The 15,767-nt window shown below is 33.4% G+C and carries 17 protein-coding genes and 1 pseudogene; 9 read left to right on the top strand and 9 right to left on the bottom strand.

Features of this window, described 5'->3' with window-relative positions:
- Both ACKI2W_RS07500 and ACKI2W_RS07495 read right to left on the bottom strand, forming a co-directional pair.
- A pseudogene (locus ACKI2W_RS07500) lies at nt 1–700 on the bottom strand (amidohydrolase family protein); the annotation flags it as partial.
- Nucleotides 701–742: 42 nt separating this feature from the next.
- On the bottom strand, nt 743–955 hold the full coding sequence (locus ACKI2W_RS07495) for a histone family protein (RefSeq protein ID WP_058738187.1): 213 nt from the start codon (nt 953–955) through the stop codon (nt 743–745).
- Between the two features lie 190 nt (nt 956–1,145).
- On the opposite strand from ACKI2W_RS07495, the gene hisG reads away from it, so the two are divergent.
- On the top strand, nt 1,146–2,006 hold the full coding sequence (gene hisG, locus ACKI2W_RS07490; protein WP_407380779.1) for an ATP phosphoribosyltransferase: 861 nt from the start codon (nt 1,146–1,148) through the stop codon (nt 2,004–2,006).
- A gap of 137 nt (nt 2,007–2,143) precedes the next feature.
- Nucleotides 2,144–3,082, top strand: coding sequence for an aspartate carbamoyltransferase (gene pyrB, locus ACKI2W_RS07485; protein WP_407380777.1), 939 nt, complete (start codon nt 2,144–2,146; stop codon nt 3,080–3,082).
- On the opposite strand, the gene ACKI2W_RS07480 is transcribed toward pyrB, so the two are convergent.
- Both ACKI2W_RS07480 and ACKI2W_RS07475 read right to left on the bottom strand, forming a co-directional pair.
- On the bottom strand, nt 3,072–4,247 hold the full coding sequence (locus tag ACKI2W_RS07480; protein WP_407380775.1) for a Cdc6/Cdc18 family protein: 1,176 nt from the start codon (nt 4,245–4,247) through the stop codon (nt 3,072–3,074). The two genes, pyrB and ACKI2W_RS07480, sit on opposite strands and share 11 nt — an antisense overlap.
- A 649-nt stretch (nt 4,248–4,896) precedes the next feature.
- Nucleotides 4,897–5,391, bottom strand: a complete 495-nt coding sequence (locus ACKI2W_RS07475) for a DUF2299 domain-containing protein (protein ID WP_407380773.1) — start codon at nt 5,389–5,391, stop codon at nt 4,897–4,899.
- A 64-nt stretch (nt 5,392–5,455) separates the two neighbouring features.
- On the opposite strand from ACKI2W_RS07475, the gene ACKI2W_RS07470 reads away from it, so the two are divergent.
- Nucleotides 5,456–6,430 (top strand): cobalamin biosynthesis protein, encoded by a 975-nt coding sequence (locus ACKI2W_RS07470; protein ID WP_407380771.1) that lies wholly within the window; start codon nt 5,456–5,458, stop codon nt 6,428–6,430.
- Complete coding sequence (locus tag ACKI2W_RS07465) at nt 6,427–7,449, top strand: cobalt-precorrin 5A hydrolase (protein WP_407380769.1); 1,023 nt, start codon at nt 6,427–6,429, stop codon at nt 7,447–7,449. The genes ACKI2W_RS07470 and ACKI2W_RS07465 overlap by 4 nt, the downstream gene beginning before the upstream one ends.
- Before the next feature lie 8 nt (nt 7,450–7,457).
- On the opposite strand, the gene ACKI2W_RS07460 is transcribed toward ACKI2W_RS07465, so the two are convergent.
- Nucleotides 7,458–7,706 carry a UPF0147 family protein gene (locus tag ACKI2W_RS07460; protein ID WP_407380767.1) on the bottom strand — a complete coding sequence of 83 codons (249 nt, stop codon included), beginning with the start codon at nt 7,704–7,706 and terminating at the stop codon, nt 7,458–7,460.
- 145 nt (nt 7,707–7,851) lie between these two features.
- Here ACKI2W_RS07460 and ACKI2W_RS07455 point away from each other — a divergent pair, with 145 nt between their 5' ends.
- A complete protein-coding gene (locus ACKI2W_RS07455; RefSeq protein ID WP_303737051.1) occupies nt 7,852–8,007 on the top strand; it encodes a Met repressor in 156 nt (51 codons plus the stop codon).
- 5 nt (nt 8,008–8,012) lie between these two features.
- Here the strand turns inward: ACKI2W_RS07455 and ACKI2W_RS07450 are convergent, their stop codons facing one another.
- Nucleotides 8,013–8,585: a class II aldolase/adducin family protein gene (locus ACKI2W_RS07450; RefSeq protein ID WP_407380782.1), complete on the bottom strand. Its 573-nt coding sequence runs from the start codon at nt 8,583–8,585 to the stop codon at nt 8,013–8,015.
- Nucleotides 8,586–8,597: 12 nt separating this feature from the next.
- A complete protein-coding gene (locus ACKI2W_RS07445; protein ID WP_407380765.1) occupies nt 8,598–10,208 on the bottom strand; it encodes a DNA-directed DNA polymerase II small subunit in 1,611 nt (536 codons plus the stop codon).
- Between the two features lie 153 nt (nt 10,209–10,361).
- On the opposite strand from ACKI2W_RS07445, the gene ACKI2W_RS07440 reads away from it, so the two are divergent.
- From ACKI2W_RS07440 to ACKI2W_RS07425, 4 genes are read left to right on the top strand one after another with little or no spacing between them, the layout of a single operon-like run.
- Nucleotides 10,362–10,856 carry a hypothetical protein gene (locus ACKI2W_RS07440; RefSeq protein ID WP_407380763.1) on the top strand — a complete coding sequence of 165 codons (495 nt, stop codon included), beginning with the start codon at nt 10,362–10,364 and terminating at the stop codon, nt 10,854–10,856.
- Nucleotides 10,857–10,865: 9 nt separating this feature from the next.
- Nucleotides 10,866–11,939 (top strand): precorrin-3B C(17)-methyltransferase, encoded by a 1,074-nt coding sequence (gene cobJ, locus ACKI2W_RS07435; protein ID WP_407380761.1) that lies wholly within the window; start codon nt 10,866–10,868, stop codon nt 11,937–11,939.
- Between the two features lie 8 nt (nt 11,940–11,947).
- Nucleotides 11,948–12,547, top strand: a complete 600-nt coding sequence (locus ACKI2W_RS07430; RefSeq protein ID WP_407380759.1) for a potassium channel family protein — start codon at nt 11,948–11,950, stop codon at nt 12,545–12,547.
- Nucleotides 12,548–12,577: 30 nt separating this feature from the next.
- Nucleotides 12,578–13,834 carry a magnesium transporter gene (locus ACKI2W_RS07425; protein ID WP_407380757.1) on the top strand — a complete coding sequence of 419 codons (1,257 nt, stop codon included), beginning with the start codon at nt 12,578–12,580 and terminating at the stop codon, nt 13,832–13,834.
- On the opposite strand, the gene ACKI2W_RS07420 is transcribed toward ACKI2W_RS07425, so the two are convergent.
- On the bottom strand, nt 13,831–14,709 hold the full coding sequence (locus tag ACKI2W_RS07420; protein WP_407380755.1) for a hypothetical protein: 879 nt from the start codon (nt 14,707–14,709) through the stop codon (nt 13,831–13,833). The two genes, ACKI2W_RS07425 and ACKI2W_RS07420, sit on opposite strands and share 4 nt — an antisense overlap.
- Complete coding sequence (locus tag ACKI2W_RS07415) at nt 14,702–15,649, bottom strand: hypothetical protein (RefSeq protein ID WP_407380753.1); 948 nt, start codon at nt 15,647–15,649, stop codon at nt 14,702–14,704. The genes ACKI2W_RS07420 and ACKI2W_RS07415 overlap by 8 nt, the downstream gene beginning before the upstream one ends.
- Between the last annotated feature and the right edge of the window lie 118 nt (nt 15,650–15,767).

The following is a 15,767-nucleotide window of genomic DNA, read 5'->3' as shown; positions in this document are numbered from 1 at the left end:
ATTCAAATGGTCTTAAGCCTTTTTCCTGTGAAACATCATCGATTTCCTTTTGAGTTTCACTTACATGAATATGGATTTTCATACCTGTTTCATCAGCTAATTTACGAACTTCTTTTAATAATTCTTCTGAAGCAGTATATGGAGAATGAGGGCCAAAAAATACTTTAATTCTACCATCAGCAGTATCATGACAATTTTTAAATAAAGACATGTTTGTTTCGATTTCAGATTTTCATTTTTCTTCATCACCAAAATCAATCATTCCATATGATAGTACTGCTCTTATTCCGGATTCCTCAATTGCTCTTGCAACATCTTCCATGTAAAAATACATGTCTGAAAATGTGGTTGTTCCGGATTTTATTAATTCAATTGCTCCTAAGAGAGCACCAATATAACAATAATCACCATTTAAATTAGCTTCCATAGGCCATATGTTATCATTTAACCATTCATCAAGACTCAAATCATCGGCCAAACCTCTGAATAAAGTCATTGATAAATGAGTATGGGTATTTACAAGACCTGGAAGTAAAATTTTATCTGTTGCATCTATGATTTTATCCACATTTTCTTCTGAAATATCATCAGAAATTTCAGAAATCAAATCATTTTTAATTAATAAATCCTTTTTACCTTCATAATTAACACTAGGATTTAAAATCAATGCGTTTTTAATTAAAATTGTATTATCTGCCATAATAACACCTTAAAAAAATAAAAAAAGTAATGACTTATAAATTTATAAGTCTAATTCGTTTACTGCGAATTTAATATCCTCAGCTTTGATAGTTTTACGTTTTGCTAATCTTGCAGCTTCATTTGCTTTAATAGCAATGTTACGTGCGATTTCTTCTAATGCTTCAGCTAATTCAACTTTTGCATCTTCACTTACTCTTTCAGCACCAGTATCTTTAATGATTCTAGCAATAGGAGCTTTTGGAATTTCTGCCATATTTTTCACCTCACTAAAATTCAATCAACACATTATGACTAAAAAATAATCATAATCTAAATATCTTTATATAAAGATTATATATTTAAATATTTTGGAAAAATTAAGGAGTACCTAAAAAAATAATATTAATGAAAGTATTTTAAAGATTTAAACTAAATAATAATACAAAGAAAGATTTGGTGTTGAGATGAAATTAAAAATTGCAGTTCCATCTAAAGGAAGAATAAGTAATCCATCTGTAGATATACTGGAAAAAGCCGGATTAGGTTTAAAAGATAATAATAACAGACAATTAATCTCAAAAACTCATAATAAAAATATTGACATAATGTTTGCCAGAGCATCAGACATTCCGGAATTTGTATCTGACGGAATCGTTGATATGGGAATTTCAGGTATAGATCTGATTAAGGAAAGCGAAAGTGAAGTCATTGAACTCATCGATTTGAATTTCGGTCAGACAAAGCTTGTTTTAGCTTCTCCTGAAGATTCAAAAATAAATTCAATTGATGACGTGACCTCAGAAATGACAGTGGCTACCGAATTTCCAACACTGACAAGAAAATATTTACAAGATCATAATTTAAATCCTAAAATAGTAAAATTAAGCGGATCAACTGAAATTGCCCCGTTCATTGGCGTGGCAGATTTAATCACAGACCTGACAAGTACAGGTACAACATTGAAAATGAATCATCTTAAAATAATCGATACAATATTGGAAAGTACTATTGTTCTGATTACAAATGAAAATTCATTGGAAGAGAAAAAAACATTAGTTGAAGCTGTAAGCAGAAGCATTAAGGGAGTTATTGACGCTTTCGGCAAAAAGCTCATTATGATGAATGTCAAAAGCAAAGACCTTGAGGAAGTAAGAAAACTAATGCCTTCAATGGAAGGTCCGACAGTTTCTGAAGTCTTATCAAAGGAAAAAACCGTTGCAATCCAAGCGGTAATTGATGAGGACCAGGTATTTGAACTTGTCAACGATTTGAGAAATGCAGGTGCAAAAGACATTCTTGTAGTGCCGATTGAAAGAATAATTTAAGTGTTAGTTTAATTGAAATAATGATAAAAATTAAAAAAGCTAATGTGAATTCAATTAAAAATTTTGAGTGAAATTTAAAGAATATTAAATATGATAATCAAATATTGATAATAACGTTAAGACATGCACTAAAAGGGTTGATTAAAATTTTTGAACTGAAAAACATCATATCAATTAAAGACTTTGAAAGGTCAGATATTGATTATATTTTAAATGAGGCATCTAAACTAGAAGATATTGCTCAATCCAAAGAAATTTCAGAAGAACTGAAAGGAAAAATTCTTGGATTAATGTTTTTTGAACCGTCAACAAGGACAAGAATGTCATTTGAAACCTCAATGAAACGTTTAAGCGGTGAATGCATAGGCTTTGAAAGCAGCGGTTCATCAAGTGTTTCAAAAGGGGAAAGCATAGCAGATACTGCCAAAATGTTTGAAGGCTATAGTGATGCTCTCGTAATAAGACATGAACTTGAAGGAGTGTCAAAATTCATTTCAGACATAGTTGATGTTCCCGTCATTAATGCAGGTGATGGAGCAGGCCAGCATCCAACCCAAACACTGCTCGACTTATATACAATCAAAAAGGAAATTGGATCAATAGATAATTTAAAAATAGCTCTGATTGGTGATTTGAAATACGGACGTACAGTGCATTCACTGGCCAACGCATTATGTCTCTATGATAATGTGGAACTTTATTTCGTATCCCCGGACAAATTGAAAATGCCTCAGGAAATTCTTCATGACCTGGACAAGGTAAACATGTCCTATACTGAAGTTTCAAGCATTAACGAAATCATCGATAAGGTAAATGTCCTGTATGTGACCAGAATACAAAAAGAGCGCTTTGCAGATATTGACGATTACCTGGAAATAAAAGGGGCTTATATTATCAATAAAAAAATGCTGGAAGGTAAGGATTTGATTGTTATGCACCCATTACCTAGAATTGACGAAATAGATGGTGATGTGGATGATACTAAATACAACAAGTATTTCACCCAAGCGGCAAATGCCGTGCCTGTGAGGATGGCAATATTAAAAACATTAATTAAAAACAACCCTAAATATTAGGCTGATATAAGCTTGATTCAAGCAAATCCTCATCACATTGAAGCTTGATAATGTTAGTTCTTCCTTTTCCACGTCCTCGTGAAATGGTATTGGTGGAAATGATTCCCAGCATTTCAAGTTCGTTGATGAAATCGAAAATCCTTCTGTAAGTAACAGCATCCTTTTTAGAAACCTCTGTGTATGCTTCATATAATTTACCGGAGGTAATTTCCTCTTTTTCATTGGTCAATTTTAAAATAGCTTCCAAAACCCTTTGCTGTTGGGTTGGAAGAGTTTTAACAACATCAACAAATTTATCATGTTCGATTCTGTCTTTAGCCATTCTTACATGTTCGCTTTTAATGGTTTTGGATCCCTCTTCGCCGGCTATAAAACCTGAAGTCTTAAGCAAATCCAAAGCGAATCTTGCATCCCCTTCCTCTTTGGCAGCCATAGCTGAACACAATGGGATTACGTCACTTTCAACAACGCCTTCATTGAAAGCCATTTCAGCCCTTTCATTTAAGATGTCGGTTAACTGATTTGCCCCATATGGTGGAAATACTATTTCCTTATCGTTGAGACTGCTTGTTACTCTTGACTTAATTAATCCTTTGAAGTCAAGGAAGTTACTGATTGATAAAATTGAAACATTGTCTGTTCTGGTTAATGTATATAAGATTCCATCTCCATCCTTGTTTAGCAATATGTCAATCTCATCTAAAATAACAATTAAAATAAGCTTTTTACCGAAAGCATTGGTTCTGAAAATATCACGGAAAGTGTTTACAACTTCAGCTTTTGTCCATCCCCTGTGGGGAACGTCACGGCCAAGCTTCTGACATAGCTGGGCAATTACCTGATATTCGGTAGTGTAATCGGTACATCTTATATATTCAATCCTGATATAAACGTCCTGGTCTGCAGAATATTCCAAAAGCTGGGAACGCGCAAATTTAGCGGCTGCAGTTTTTCCGGTACCTGTTTTACCGTAAATGGTAATGTTTGCAGGTGTTACATCATTCAATGCATCTACCCAGTATCTTGCAATTTGAGTAACCTGATCTTCTCTGTGCAATAATCTGTCAGGTAAATATCTGTGGTCCAAAGGTTTCTTATCCTTAAATATGACATTTTCCTTTTGTATGCCTTCAAATATATTATCTTTTTCAAAAATATTCGCCATTTCCTCACCCATAAATAAGTTGTAAAAAATAGAAAAATAACATAAGTATAATTTCCAGTGTTAATATATAAACAAGCTCTTAAATAAACTTTTTCATTGAAATATTACAATGAAGTTATAAAATTATTATAAATGTTAAAAATAAACTACTTTAAAAACCTTTAATTAAGTTAAAAAGGATTATTAACTTTTATTTCATTTAAAAAACTCGATAAAAACTTTTTATATTAAAAAATATTTAATACAATCAATTTAAAAAAATAACCAAAATAGAGTACCATTTCAATTAAAAGAGTAGTATTTCAAATGTAAAATAAGAGCATAATACCTATGGATTAATCTCAAATCACCTAAAAGAAAAAATTTTTGATTAAACTATCACGATTTGTCATGGCAGAGAGGGAGGTATGTTTCAAGTGTAACACGTTTTTCAAGCGGCGCAAAATCGAGACAATAATTTCAAGTGTAACGAAAAAATTAATTTTTGAAAAAATCGTCTAAATCAAAAAATAAGTAAAAATATTGTTTTATATTAAATTCTGAGCAAAAAAAATTAAGGTGTTTTTCAAGTGTTTTTTCACTTGAAATATACCCCTTCATTCTTAATATACCTTCGTTTGGCTTTCACTTGAAATGGATGTCTGTCTCTCTAGATGAACATTGAATTTTCATTTGAAGGTTTTGAAATATCATTGGTTATTGTACCGAAATTTCTCTCAATCAACCATACACATTGTATTTTAGCCTTGAATACTCTTTTCAATGCATCATATAAGTTATTTTTGCTTAATCCATCATCAAAAATCTGATAAGTGATGACATATTGCTGAAGCAGGTTAGTGGACTGATCAACTGCAAGCTGAACATCTACTAAAAATTGGTTAAGTGACATGTTTACATCCAAAAGAAAATTGCTTCTTTCCTTTGGAGAACTTGTGCTCATCAAATCCAAATGCTGAGGAGATACCTGAGTTGCACAGGCAATAAGAACAAAATCCTTTCCTTTAGGCCTTACAACATCCATTATGTTATCCTTTGGAAATTCAACAATGAAATGAAAATCAGCATTATCCTCTAATTTCTTTTCTCTGAAAATTCCTTCATCGACTATCCAGTCCTTTATTGTTTCTTCTTTAATTTTCATAAATATCACTTTCATTTTACAAATAATAAAATATTTATTTTTTTATTATAAATAATATATTATTATGTTAGAAGTTTATTATTTTATTATAATTACTTTAATTTTAAGTTTAGCAATAGACTTGATTTATGGTGAACTTCCGACAAAAATACATCCTGTCGTTATTATAGGAAAATTCATTGATCTTTTCAAAGGTATTTTTATTCAAATGAAAAACAGATGGTCAGGTTTTCTGACAACATTTTTTACAGTAGCTGTTTGCTGTTTATTGCTGTTTATTATAATATTATTATCATCAGTAAATGATTATTTATTTATTATTGTTTATTCTATTATATTGTCATCCACATTTTCCATTAAAATGCTTATAACATCAGCCAAAAGCATTGAAAACGATTTAAAGGAAGATATTAATAAAGCAAGACAGGCTGTTTCATACCTTGTCAGCCGTGACACCGAGGAGCTTACGGAAAGCTTTATTGTCTCAGCAACCATTGAAAGCATGACAGAAAATATAACTGACTCTTATATATCTCCTATTTTTTATTTCATGATATTATCATTTTTATTTATAATTTTTAATATTAATTATTATATTATATTATTATTTATTCCATTCATATATAGAATTTCAAATACTCTTGATGCAATGCTTGGATACACCACAGATGAACTGATTGATATCGGTTTTTTCCCGGCAAAGCTTGATGATGTCCTAAATTACATTCCATCAAGAATGGCAGGTCTGTTTGTTGTAATGTCTGCCTACCTGTTAGGATATGATGGAAAAAATGCATATGAAATAATGAGAAGAGATGCAAGAAAATGTCCAAGTCCAAATTCAGGCTACACTATGGCACCGACAGCAGGGGCTCTTAATATTCAGCTTGTAAAAAAAGGAACGTATATTCTGGGTGACAATACACATGAAATCAATGTCTCTGATATTTCAAAGGCAATAAGGTTAACGTCAACGACAATATCATTATTTACAATATTTATATTAATTATAATGACCATAGTTTATGTGATAATATGAAAATAGCTATTGTTTCAGTTTCCAAAAGGGGTTATGATTTATCCTTTAAAATAAAGAACCTCTTAGATAATGATTCCACTATAATAAGATGTGATATTTACCACAAAGATGTAAAAACTGTTTTTAATTTAGTTTTCAATGAATATGATGCAATAATTGCTATAATGGCTTCAGGGATACTGATAAGAAGCATTTCACATTTAATAGTGTCAAAGGTTAGCGATCCTGCTGTTTTAAACATTGATGACAACGGCAATTTCGTCATCAGCATGCTATCAGGCCATCTTGGGGGAGCAAATAAGTTAACGTTGAAAGTCGCTGAGCTGATTGATGCCACACCAGTTGTTACAACATCTACCGATGTCAATAAAAAATTGGGAATTGACGTTTTGGCTAAAGATCTGTATTTATCAATTGACGATACCAAAGAGATACTGCATTTCAACAAATCTATTTTAGAGTCAAAGCCATTGGTTTTCACAGTCAATAGCAGCTCTGATTATGATTATCTGTTCAATTATCTTAATGATAATACACTTGAAATGGATGTGTCAATCTATTTTTCAAGCAGAATTAATGAAAACGAAATCGAAGTCGAATGTGACAATCATAAAATTACTTTAAAACCTCGCAATGTTGTTTTCGGAATCGGTTGCAGACGTGGAAAAAGCAAAAATGAAATCAATGAAGCCGTTAAGACAGTATTGAAAGATTTGAAAATGGATAAGTCAAGAATCAACATGTTTTCATCAGCAGAAATTAAAAAGGATGAACAGGGCATTCTGGATTTGTCTGAAGAATTAAATATTCCGGTTAATTTTGTTGATTTGGATAGATTGAAACTCTTCAAGTCAAATGATATCCAAGAATCTGATTTTGTAAAATCCAAGTTTGGAATTGCCGGTGTATGCGAACCTTCTGCACTGATTACAGCAGGCTTCAATTCAAAACTGATATATAAGAAAACGGCTTTTGATGGCGTTACGGTATCTGTGGCGTTGGGAGAAAATAAAAAATAATAAATAAATTAGATTGCTTCTAATTTAGATAAAACTTCCCATATTAAAGTTCTTGCATGAACAGGGATGTTTGGATCATTACTGATTTCATCTAATTTACCTAAAACAGTACTTATCCTTACGGATTGATCTTTTTCATCATCTTTTAAGAGTTTGTTAGATTCATTAGCTGCTTCTCTAATGTTACGTGGAACACTATTTTCATTTGTGATGTATTCTAGTATTTCACATACTTCCTCAATATTCTGATTAGTCATAAAACTCCTCCTCCAAAAATTAAATTAAAATAAGTTTTAATATAATATAGTAAAATATGTTAAATCTTATATTTAATTGTTTGTGGTAATTCGAATATTTGTCATAGAAAAATATATATTAATATAATAAATAAAACTATATAACATGTCAGATGTAAGCAAAACTACTATAAATTTACCAAGTGATTTGAAAAAAGAACTTAAAATTATGGCTATTCGTGAAGATACTTCATTATCAGGCTTAATATTAAAAATGATTAATGAAGGTTACGAAGCTAGAAGAAACGATTCAGATGAATGATATTATTAAATATCCTTCACTGAATTCAACATTATAGACACAAACTGAGTTTTTGCTGACTCTTCAATAAACATTGCAAGTGATTGCGCTTCTTTTAAATTATTACCAACGCAAATCATCCCATGATTTTTTAAAATAAGTACATCCTCGTCTTTTATACCTTCAGATGCTTTCAGTGCAAGTTCCTCAGATCCAGGCCTTTCATATTCGATTGATGATAAGTATTCCTGATTGATCTGACCGAATCCTTCAAGCCTTTTGATTTTTTTATCGGAAAATGCAAATCCGGTGACATATGGAGAATGGATATGTACAATAGCGTTAACGTCATCTCTTTTTTTATATATTGCCAGATGCATCCCCACTTCGGATGAAGGCTCACCGCTGGTTAGGCAATTGCCCTTCATGTCAACCAGAACAATATCTTCCTCTTTCAAATCGCCCAATGACCTTAATGTAGGCGTAATGGCAATATAATCATCTAGTCTGATACTTACATTTCCTGATTTGCCGCTGACAAATTTGTTTTCATATAAATCATTGCATGTTTTTATTAATCTTTTAACGTTGTCCTGCATTATATCATCCAATTAGTCTATAAACCTGTACAATTTATATTGTCCCCTGTCTATTATAGGAACCTGAGCCGGAGTAGGCTCGATATTTTTAATTTTCTGGTAATCTGTCTGAGTCTGGAAGGTACCTGAGTTAATCATATGTATACCCTTGTATTTTTTGTATGAGTTAATGTGAATGTGTCCGGTATGGAAAATGTCCGGCACATGCTCGATGACCAGGTAATCCTCAAGTTCAGAAGCCAGAGGAGTTCTTTCCCCGTAAATTGGAGCAAGATGTCTTTTTCTCATTAATTCAACCATCATATCCTCATTTTTCTCATAGGATAGTCCTTTTATAGCCATAGGCAACTCATTGAAACTTTCACCGTGATATATCAGTACTTCGATTCCATCCAATGACACTACGGCAGGATTACTAACGAATTCAACGTTGTCAAGCTGATATAGAGATTTTGCGTATTCTTCAGGAACTGCAGGCTGAGGCTCAGCAAGCCTTGATGCATCGTGGTTTCCTGGAGTGATAATTATTTTAATGTCGCTTCTGATATTGCCTAAAAATCTTGCAGCTTCATCGTATTGTAGGCGAATGTCTTTTATTGACAGTTCCTTGTCCTGATTCGGATAGACGCCTATACCGTCAACAATATCTCCCGCAATGATTAGGTATTTGATGTTTTCGGCCGTCTTTCTCTGCTCTTCTGAACCATATTCACAGTTTATCCAGTCAATGAACTTCTGAAATGCATCTTCCAGGAAAGTTAGGCTTCCGATGTGAACGTCGGATAGAAAGACTATACCGAAGTCCATTTCCTTTTCTGAAATTCTCACAACATCAGGATAAATCAACTGGTTGGCTACTACAAAGTCATCATTCTTGTTAGCAATAACTCCAACAACTTCGTCTTTAACGAGCTTTTCGGCTTCTGCAAAGAGTTCCTCATTTTTGTTTGAAAAGAGTATGGAGATGCTTCCGGTATCATCTTCAAATTCAACAAATCTGTGGCCGTTTTTTGTGGATCTGATTTCCCTAACCATCAGAATAAGGTTCAATGTAGTTTGGCCGTCGTCAATGTCTGCAACTTTTGTTGTCATTTTCAAATCGGGCCTCTGCTTTAGGATATTGTATAATTTCTCATATCTTGACTGGAAATAAGTAATCAGGTCCCCGATTTCTCCGCTTGTGTATGATTTGTTTGAACTGTCCTGGATAACTTCAAAATCATATGTGACATCACTTTTCTCCAGGTTTCTTTTGAATTGAATTTTAGCATCAACAACTTTTTCTGAATCATCCTTTTTTACAATACCTTCAGAGGAAGAGCTTTTATCTTCGCCAACTTCCAATTTAGGTTTTTCAGTTTTGGAATCATCTAATGGCTTATCTGTTTCGGGAGCTGATGATTTTGAATCCTCATTTTTTTCAGTTTTATTTCCTGTGACTTCATCAACTATTTCACCATTTACTGATATCAAGTCCATAGCCTTAAAATCACTGCTTTTAAGTTTAACAATTAAATCTGAAGCGAAATTTAAGGGATTGTCTTGAGACATCACTTTTTTGTAAGCATCAGGCGATAAATTAATTCCTTTCTTTGCGAATTTAAGTAAAATGTTGTTTGTCATATTAGTTAAAATTTTTATTTTCAATGCTTATAAACTTTGAGAATATGAGAAGGTTATATTGTATGAGGAGGTAATTTTTAGATGGGTGATTTAGTTATATTTATTATATATTAAAAATAGATTTAACTATATTATATAGCAAGATGTGATAAAATGGCAAAAATACTTAGAATAATACTTGTAATTGTCTTATTTATAATATTTTTTGAGATAGGACTATTTAGTTCATATACAATTGTCACAGCTGAAGTTCCTGATGTTCAGGGATTAATTGATATGCAGGTAAACAAGATTACCGGTTTCTTTAATCCTCAGAATGTCAATGAAGTGCTAATCAAAGATCCAACATATGTTAACATTACCAATCAGAAGGATGTAGCAATGCAGATGGAGAATCTGTCGAATGTGGATGGAATCAATGTTGAATCAATGAACGCATCAACATTTGATGACACAGACAACAGCGAATTCAATGTTACCGTTGAAGCGTTGGGCTATGCAGCACCTAATTCAACTTCAGGACAAATTATAATCAGTCAGAATCCATCCTATAAGGTCATCGTTTCAGGCGTTGCATTTTATAGAAGTGGAGAACTGGTAGTTGACACAGATACCATAAAGGTAGATTCTGTTTTAAAATTATATTAAGGGAATATTATGATTAATGTAATTGGAATTGGTCAAAATAGAGAAAACATGACTTTAGGCGCTTTAAAAGCCATTGAAGAGTCTGACGTTATAATTGGTTATAAGAAGTATATTAACCAAATAGAAGATCTCATTGTTGATAAGGAAATTTTGAAAAAAGGAATGGGGGATGAAATAGCTAGGGCTGAAGTTGCTATTCAAAAAAGTAAGGAAGGCCAAACAGTTTCATTAATCAGTTCCGGAGATCCGGGTGTCTTTGGAATGGCAAACGTTTTATATCAGATCCTTTCCAAATATGATGACATCGAAGTGAAGGTATATCCGGGAGTTTCAGCTCTTAATTACGCATCATCCAAGTTAGGAGCTCCATTGAATGATTTTGCAGCAATCAGTTTAAGCAATATTTTAACTCCACTGTCTGAAATTGAAAAAAAGCTAAGGCATGCACTAGAAGCTAATTTAATCATAGCTATCTATAATCCTATAAGCAAAACACGTAAGGAACCATTCAGAAGATTTAAAAAATGTGTTTGGGACATTAAGGGAGAAAATGCCTTAATTGGTATTGTTGACAGTACCTATGAACCGGCAAAGGAGACAGTTGTCAAGGTTAAGGATTTGACTGAAGATATTGTTAACATGTCATGCACGCTGATTGTAGGAAATGACCTGACTTATGTTCAGGATGGAAAGCTGATAACTCCAAGGGGCTATGTCATAAGGTCTCCAATTCATGAGCTTTCAAGAAATCATTATGAGAAGTTCTTGAACGGCGAGGTTCCACACGGTCCGAACAGGGAATGTGAATACTATCCATGTCACTGGGATGGCCAGTACTGTGATTTCTGCTATTGTCCTTTTTATCCTTGCGGTGATTCTTCAACAGGTGGTGAATGGATTAAGGGCAAGAACGTCTGGAACTGTAAGGAATGCAAATGGCCTCATAAAAAGGAAGCCGTTGAATGCATGAGAGGCCCTATTGAGGAAATTCTAGAAGAAGTTGACGATTTGAAATCTAAAAAGAAAAAACTGTTAAAATTAAGAAGAGCATGTTTATTAAAAAATAATCCAAGAGATTTATAGGTGATTATATGTCGATTAAAAATCTTTTAATTGAAATGAAGAATATGTCGGAGCTAATGGTAGATTTAGCTTATTCGGCAGTTTTATTTAACAGCGTTGATGCTGCTGAAGAGGTATTGACTTTGGAAAATAGGGTTAATGCCATGAATTATGAGATTAAAAAGGAATCTTTGGTTGCGGCAAGGTCTTATGAGGATGCAGAGAAACTGACAGCTTTGCTTGAAATTGCTGAGGCCGCTGAAAGTATGGCAAATGCCGCTAAAGATTTGGCTGATTTAGTAATTAAAGGTATCAAACCGCATCCTGTATTTAAGATGGTTATGGAAGAATCCGACAAAATGATTGCTAGAATCAGTGTAATTGAAGAATCAGATTTAGCAAATAAAACTTTAGGAGAATTATTTTTAGCAAACCGTACAGGAATGCGTGTTATTGCAATCAGAAGAGGAGAATCATGGATTTACGGTCCAGATAAAAATACTATGATTCTCGCCAATGATATTTTACTTTTAAAAGGAACTGATGAAGGTGCAGAACTCTTGAGAAAATTGGCATCTGCAGCATGTTCACTTGAAGATATTCCAGAAGAACTGGAAGATGAAGATTAGGTGATAAAATGATGGGGGGTAGTGATATGCATGAAAACAAAAAAGAAGAAGATTCGCAGTTCACTATCTTCAATTCCGGATTTTATCACAGAACATAATTCAGTTATAAAGGAAAGCTTTATTGCACTTTTAATTTGTGCATTGGGAGATTTATTTGCCGGAATCATTTTAGGAAACATGACCTTTTTCCTAAAGGCTTTTCCAGGTCTGCTTGTTATTATTCCCGGTGCTATCGGTATGAGAGGAAACATTTTCGGATCTTTTGCTTCAAGACTCTCAACGAATCTGCACATCGGTATGATTTCCCCTAAATTCGAAAGGTCAGAGCAGTTGAACAGCAATATTGTTTCAGCTTTTGTACTGACAATGATTTTATCACTGTTTTTAGCAGTACTTGCCAAAATATTCTGTTTAGCTTTTAATTTTGAATCAATCCCTTTAGTCGATTTTATTTTTATTAGCATAATGGCCGGTGTGATTTCCAACGTTATCATGCTTCCGATAACAATGTTCATTTCATTTAGAAGCTTTAATCATGGATGGGATCCCGATAACGTAACAACACCTGTAATTGCAGCTGTCGGTGATTTGTTTACCTTGCCGGCAATTGTAGCTGCTGTACTCATATTATCCTATTTGAACAGCAATATGCTGATTAAATACATTGTTTCACTTATAATTGTTGTTTGCGTAGTGATAGCCTTTGTTTATTCTATTAAAATGTCCGATGAGTCTAAAAAGATCATTACACAGTCAACTCCAGTCTTGCTTGTAAGTTCCGTTTTAGGCGTTTCTGCCGGAGGAATATTGAACTCTTCAATAGAAACTCTGCTGACCAACCCTAGCCTGCTTACATTATTACCATTATTCTCAGGTGAAAGCGGCAGTTTAATAAGCATATTGAGCGCAAGATTATCATCTGCTCTTCACTACGGTGTAATAGAGCCTATGAAAAGGCCTGCCGGCGAAAGCATTCACAATTTTTTAATTTGTTATATTTTGGCTATCGTTATGTTTCCTTTAATAGGATTCATCGCTGAGGATTCAACTCAAATTTTAGGCTTGTCCGGTGTCGGATTTTTAAATATAATATCCATTTCACTGATTTCAGGAATCATTTTAATCTCAGTAATGATTTTTGTCGTATATTACATATCAATCACGTCATACAACAGGGATTTGGATCCGGACAATATTGTAATTCCAATTTCCACAAGCGTTACTGATGCAATTTCCAGTCTTATATTAATTTCAGTATCGCTATTAATTCTTGGAGCGGCGATTTAGCTCCAAGCCTTAATAACAAAATCACAGGTCTGGGTTGTAAAGTAGTTGTAGTTCAGTTTGCTTTTATCGAAATCCTTTGGAACGGCTACCAGCACAGCTTTTGTATCCTTTTTATTCAGATGAATGAATATTACGGAACTCGTTTCTTCCGATTCAAATAATCCGGCCAAATCATCATTCAGATATATTTTCGTTTTTGAAACTCTAGCACCGTCTCCAAAATATTTAAAGTGTGTTGTGTCAATTGAGTATTTGACGTTGTTTTTTTCGCCGTCATCAAACAGCAGATAGTAATCAAGCTTTTTAAGGTTTGAGCTGAATAATTTAAGATAATTGCAGCTGTGGTCCTTTTGATTATGGTCGTGATTGCATTTTCCGTTGGTTAAAAAGTCACATACAACATATTTTTTAAAGAAATCGCATTTTACAATTCTGTTAACGCTGTAAACGTTATTGCTGCCCTTTTCATCCGAACCTATTTTTACACTTGAAACGGATGTCTCACGTGGAATCAGCTCCATCGATGAGTGAAATTTTTCATCAAAGATTCTTTTTGTAACATAGTTATCGTAATTTCTGCCGAGTTCAAGGAGTTTGTAGTATGAGACGCTGTTTGGAATGACGTTGTCATCTTCATTGACGATGGCAAGTCCAATTCTTTTAGCCTTAAAGTCTTCCCAGTTTATGGGATTTCCCGCATCATTTATAAGACTGTCGCAAACTTCAGTGATTGTCTTTTCAATATTGTTGTTTTCCACACCCTTTGAAATTTTTTCCTGGGAAAGTTCCGATGCCGTTAATATGACTCCTAAAATAAGAAGGACTATAATTCCCACCACCACTATTTCAAGTGTAAAGTTTCCTCTGTTATCCATCCCGAACCAACCCGTATTTTTTTGCATGAGAATCGTCCAAAATAAGACTTGTCGGACTTAATTTGTTTAATTTTTCTCCAGGATAATGGTCGTTAAACACAACATGATCCGAGCACGATACGCTTTCATTTTTCCAAGGGATATATGTCTGGATAAATACTTCCATTCCATAATGTGGGCATACTCCCTTCCCGTCCAGTCTGCACAAATAACAGCTTCCGTCAGCGCTTTCATGGAAATATCCCTTTTTTAAACAGTCATTCATAGTATTTCCATCGCCGTGATGAATATAGGGGTCATAAGGACATTTTTTTATGGTTAATGGCGCTGTTGCCCCAACGTATGCCTCGTAACCGTCTATTCCGTTTGACCTTAAATATTGGCTTAATGCCTGGAAATAAAAAATCGTGTCCCATTCGTGCTGTATATTATAACGAAGTTTAGGCAGCTTTGCATATGGAAGAGGGTCTTTTAAACCTTCAATTGATGAATTGCTTTCAATTATTCCATTATACTGATGGGAATCCTTGTCGGCTTTAACCCTGACCTTAAACAAAACTTTCCATGGGCTGTCTGTGCTTTCAACAGAGGTTACTTCTGAGCGAATGTCAATTCCGTACTTTTTCTTATATTCCAGATTCACATCTTTCAGCTTGTTATTCATGATTTTCTTGATTTCCTTTCTGCTGTCATGAATAGTGTGTGCATGATAGAGTTTTTCTGTTTCTTCAGCTATCGATTCCCTACCCAGCTGCTCCAAATTTCTCTTATAGTCTTCAATAATGTATTTTACATTGTCATTTTCGATAGAGTCTATATTTTCACTTTCCATGTAATTTATGCTATTGATAATAAATATTACAATCAGAATAAGCGAAACTACCAAAATGACGGTTGTTCCTGTAATTAAATTTCCTTGATTATCGAGTTTAGAATACATGGAATAAGGTATTGATTCATATTTTTTATATTAGTTTTTGAAGTGCGACTCCGTGTTTTTTTAAAACCTTTATATATGATTTTGATAAGAACCTTTAATTCATAAGATACTTTTTTAT

This window comes from Methanobrevibacter sp. (assembly GCF_045603845.1).
Classification (GTDB): Archaea; Methanobacteriota; Methanobacteria; order Methanobacteriales; family Methanobacteriaceae; genus Methanocatella.
The sequence above is the reverse complement of the archived record's forward strand: the minus strand, read 5'-3'. Positions and strand labels throughout refer to the sequence as shown.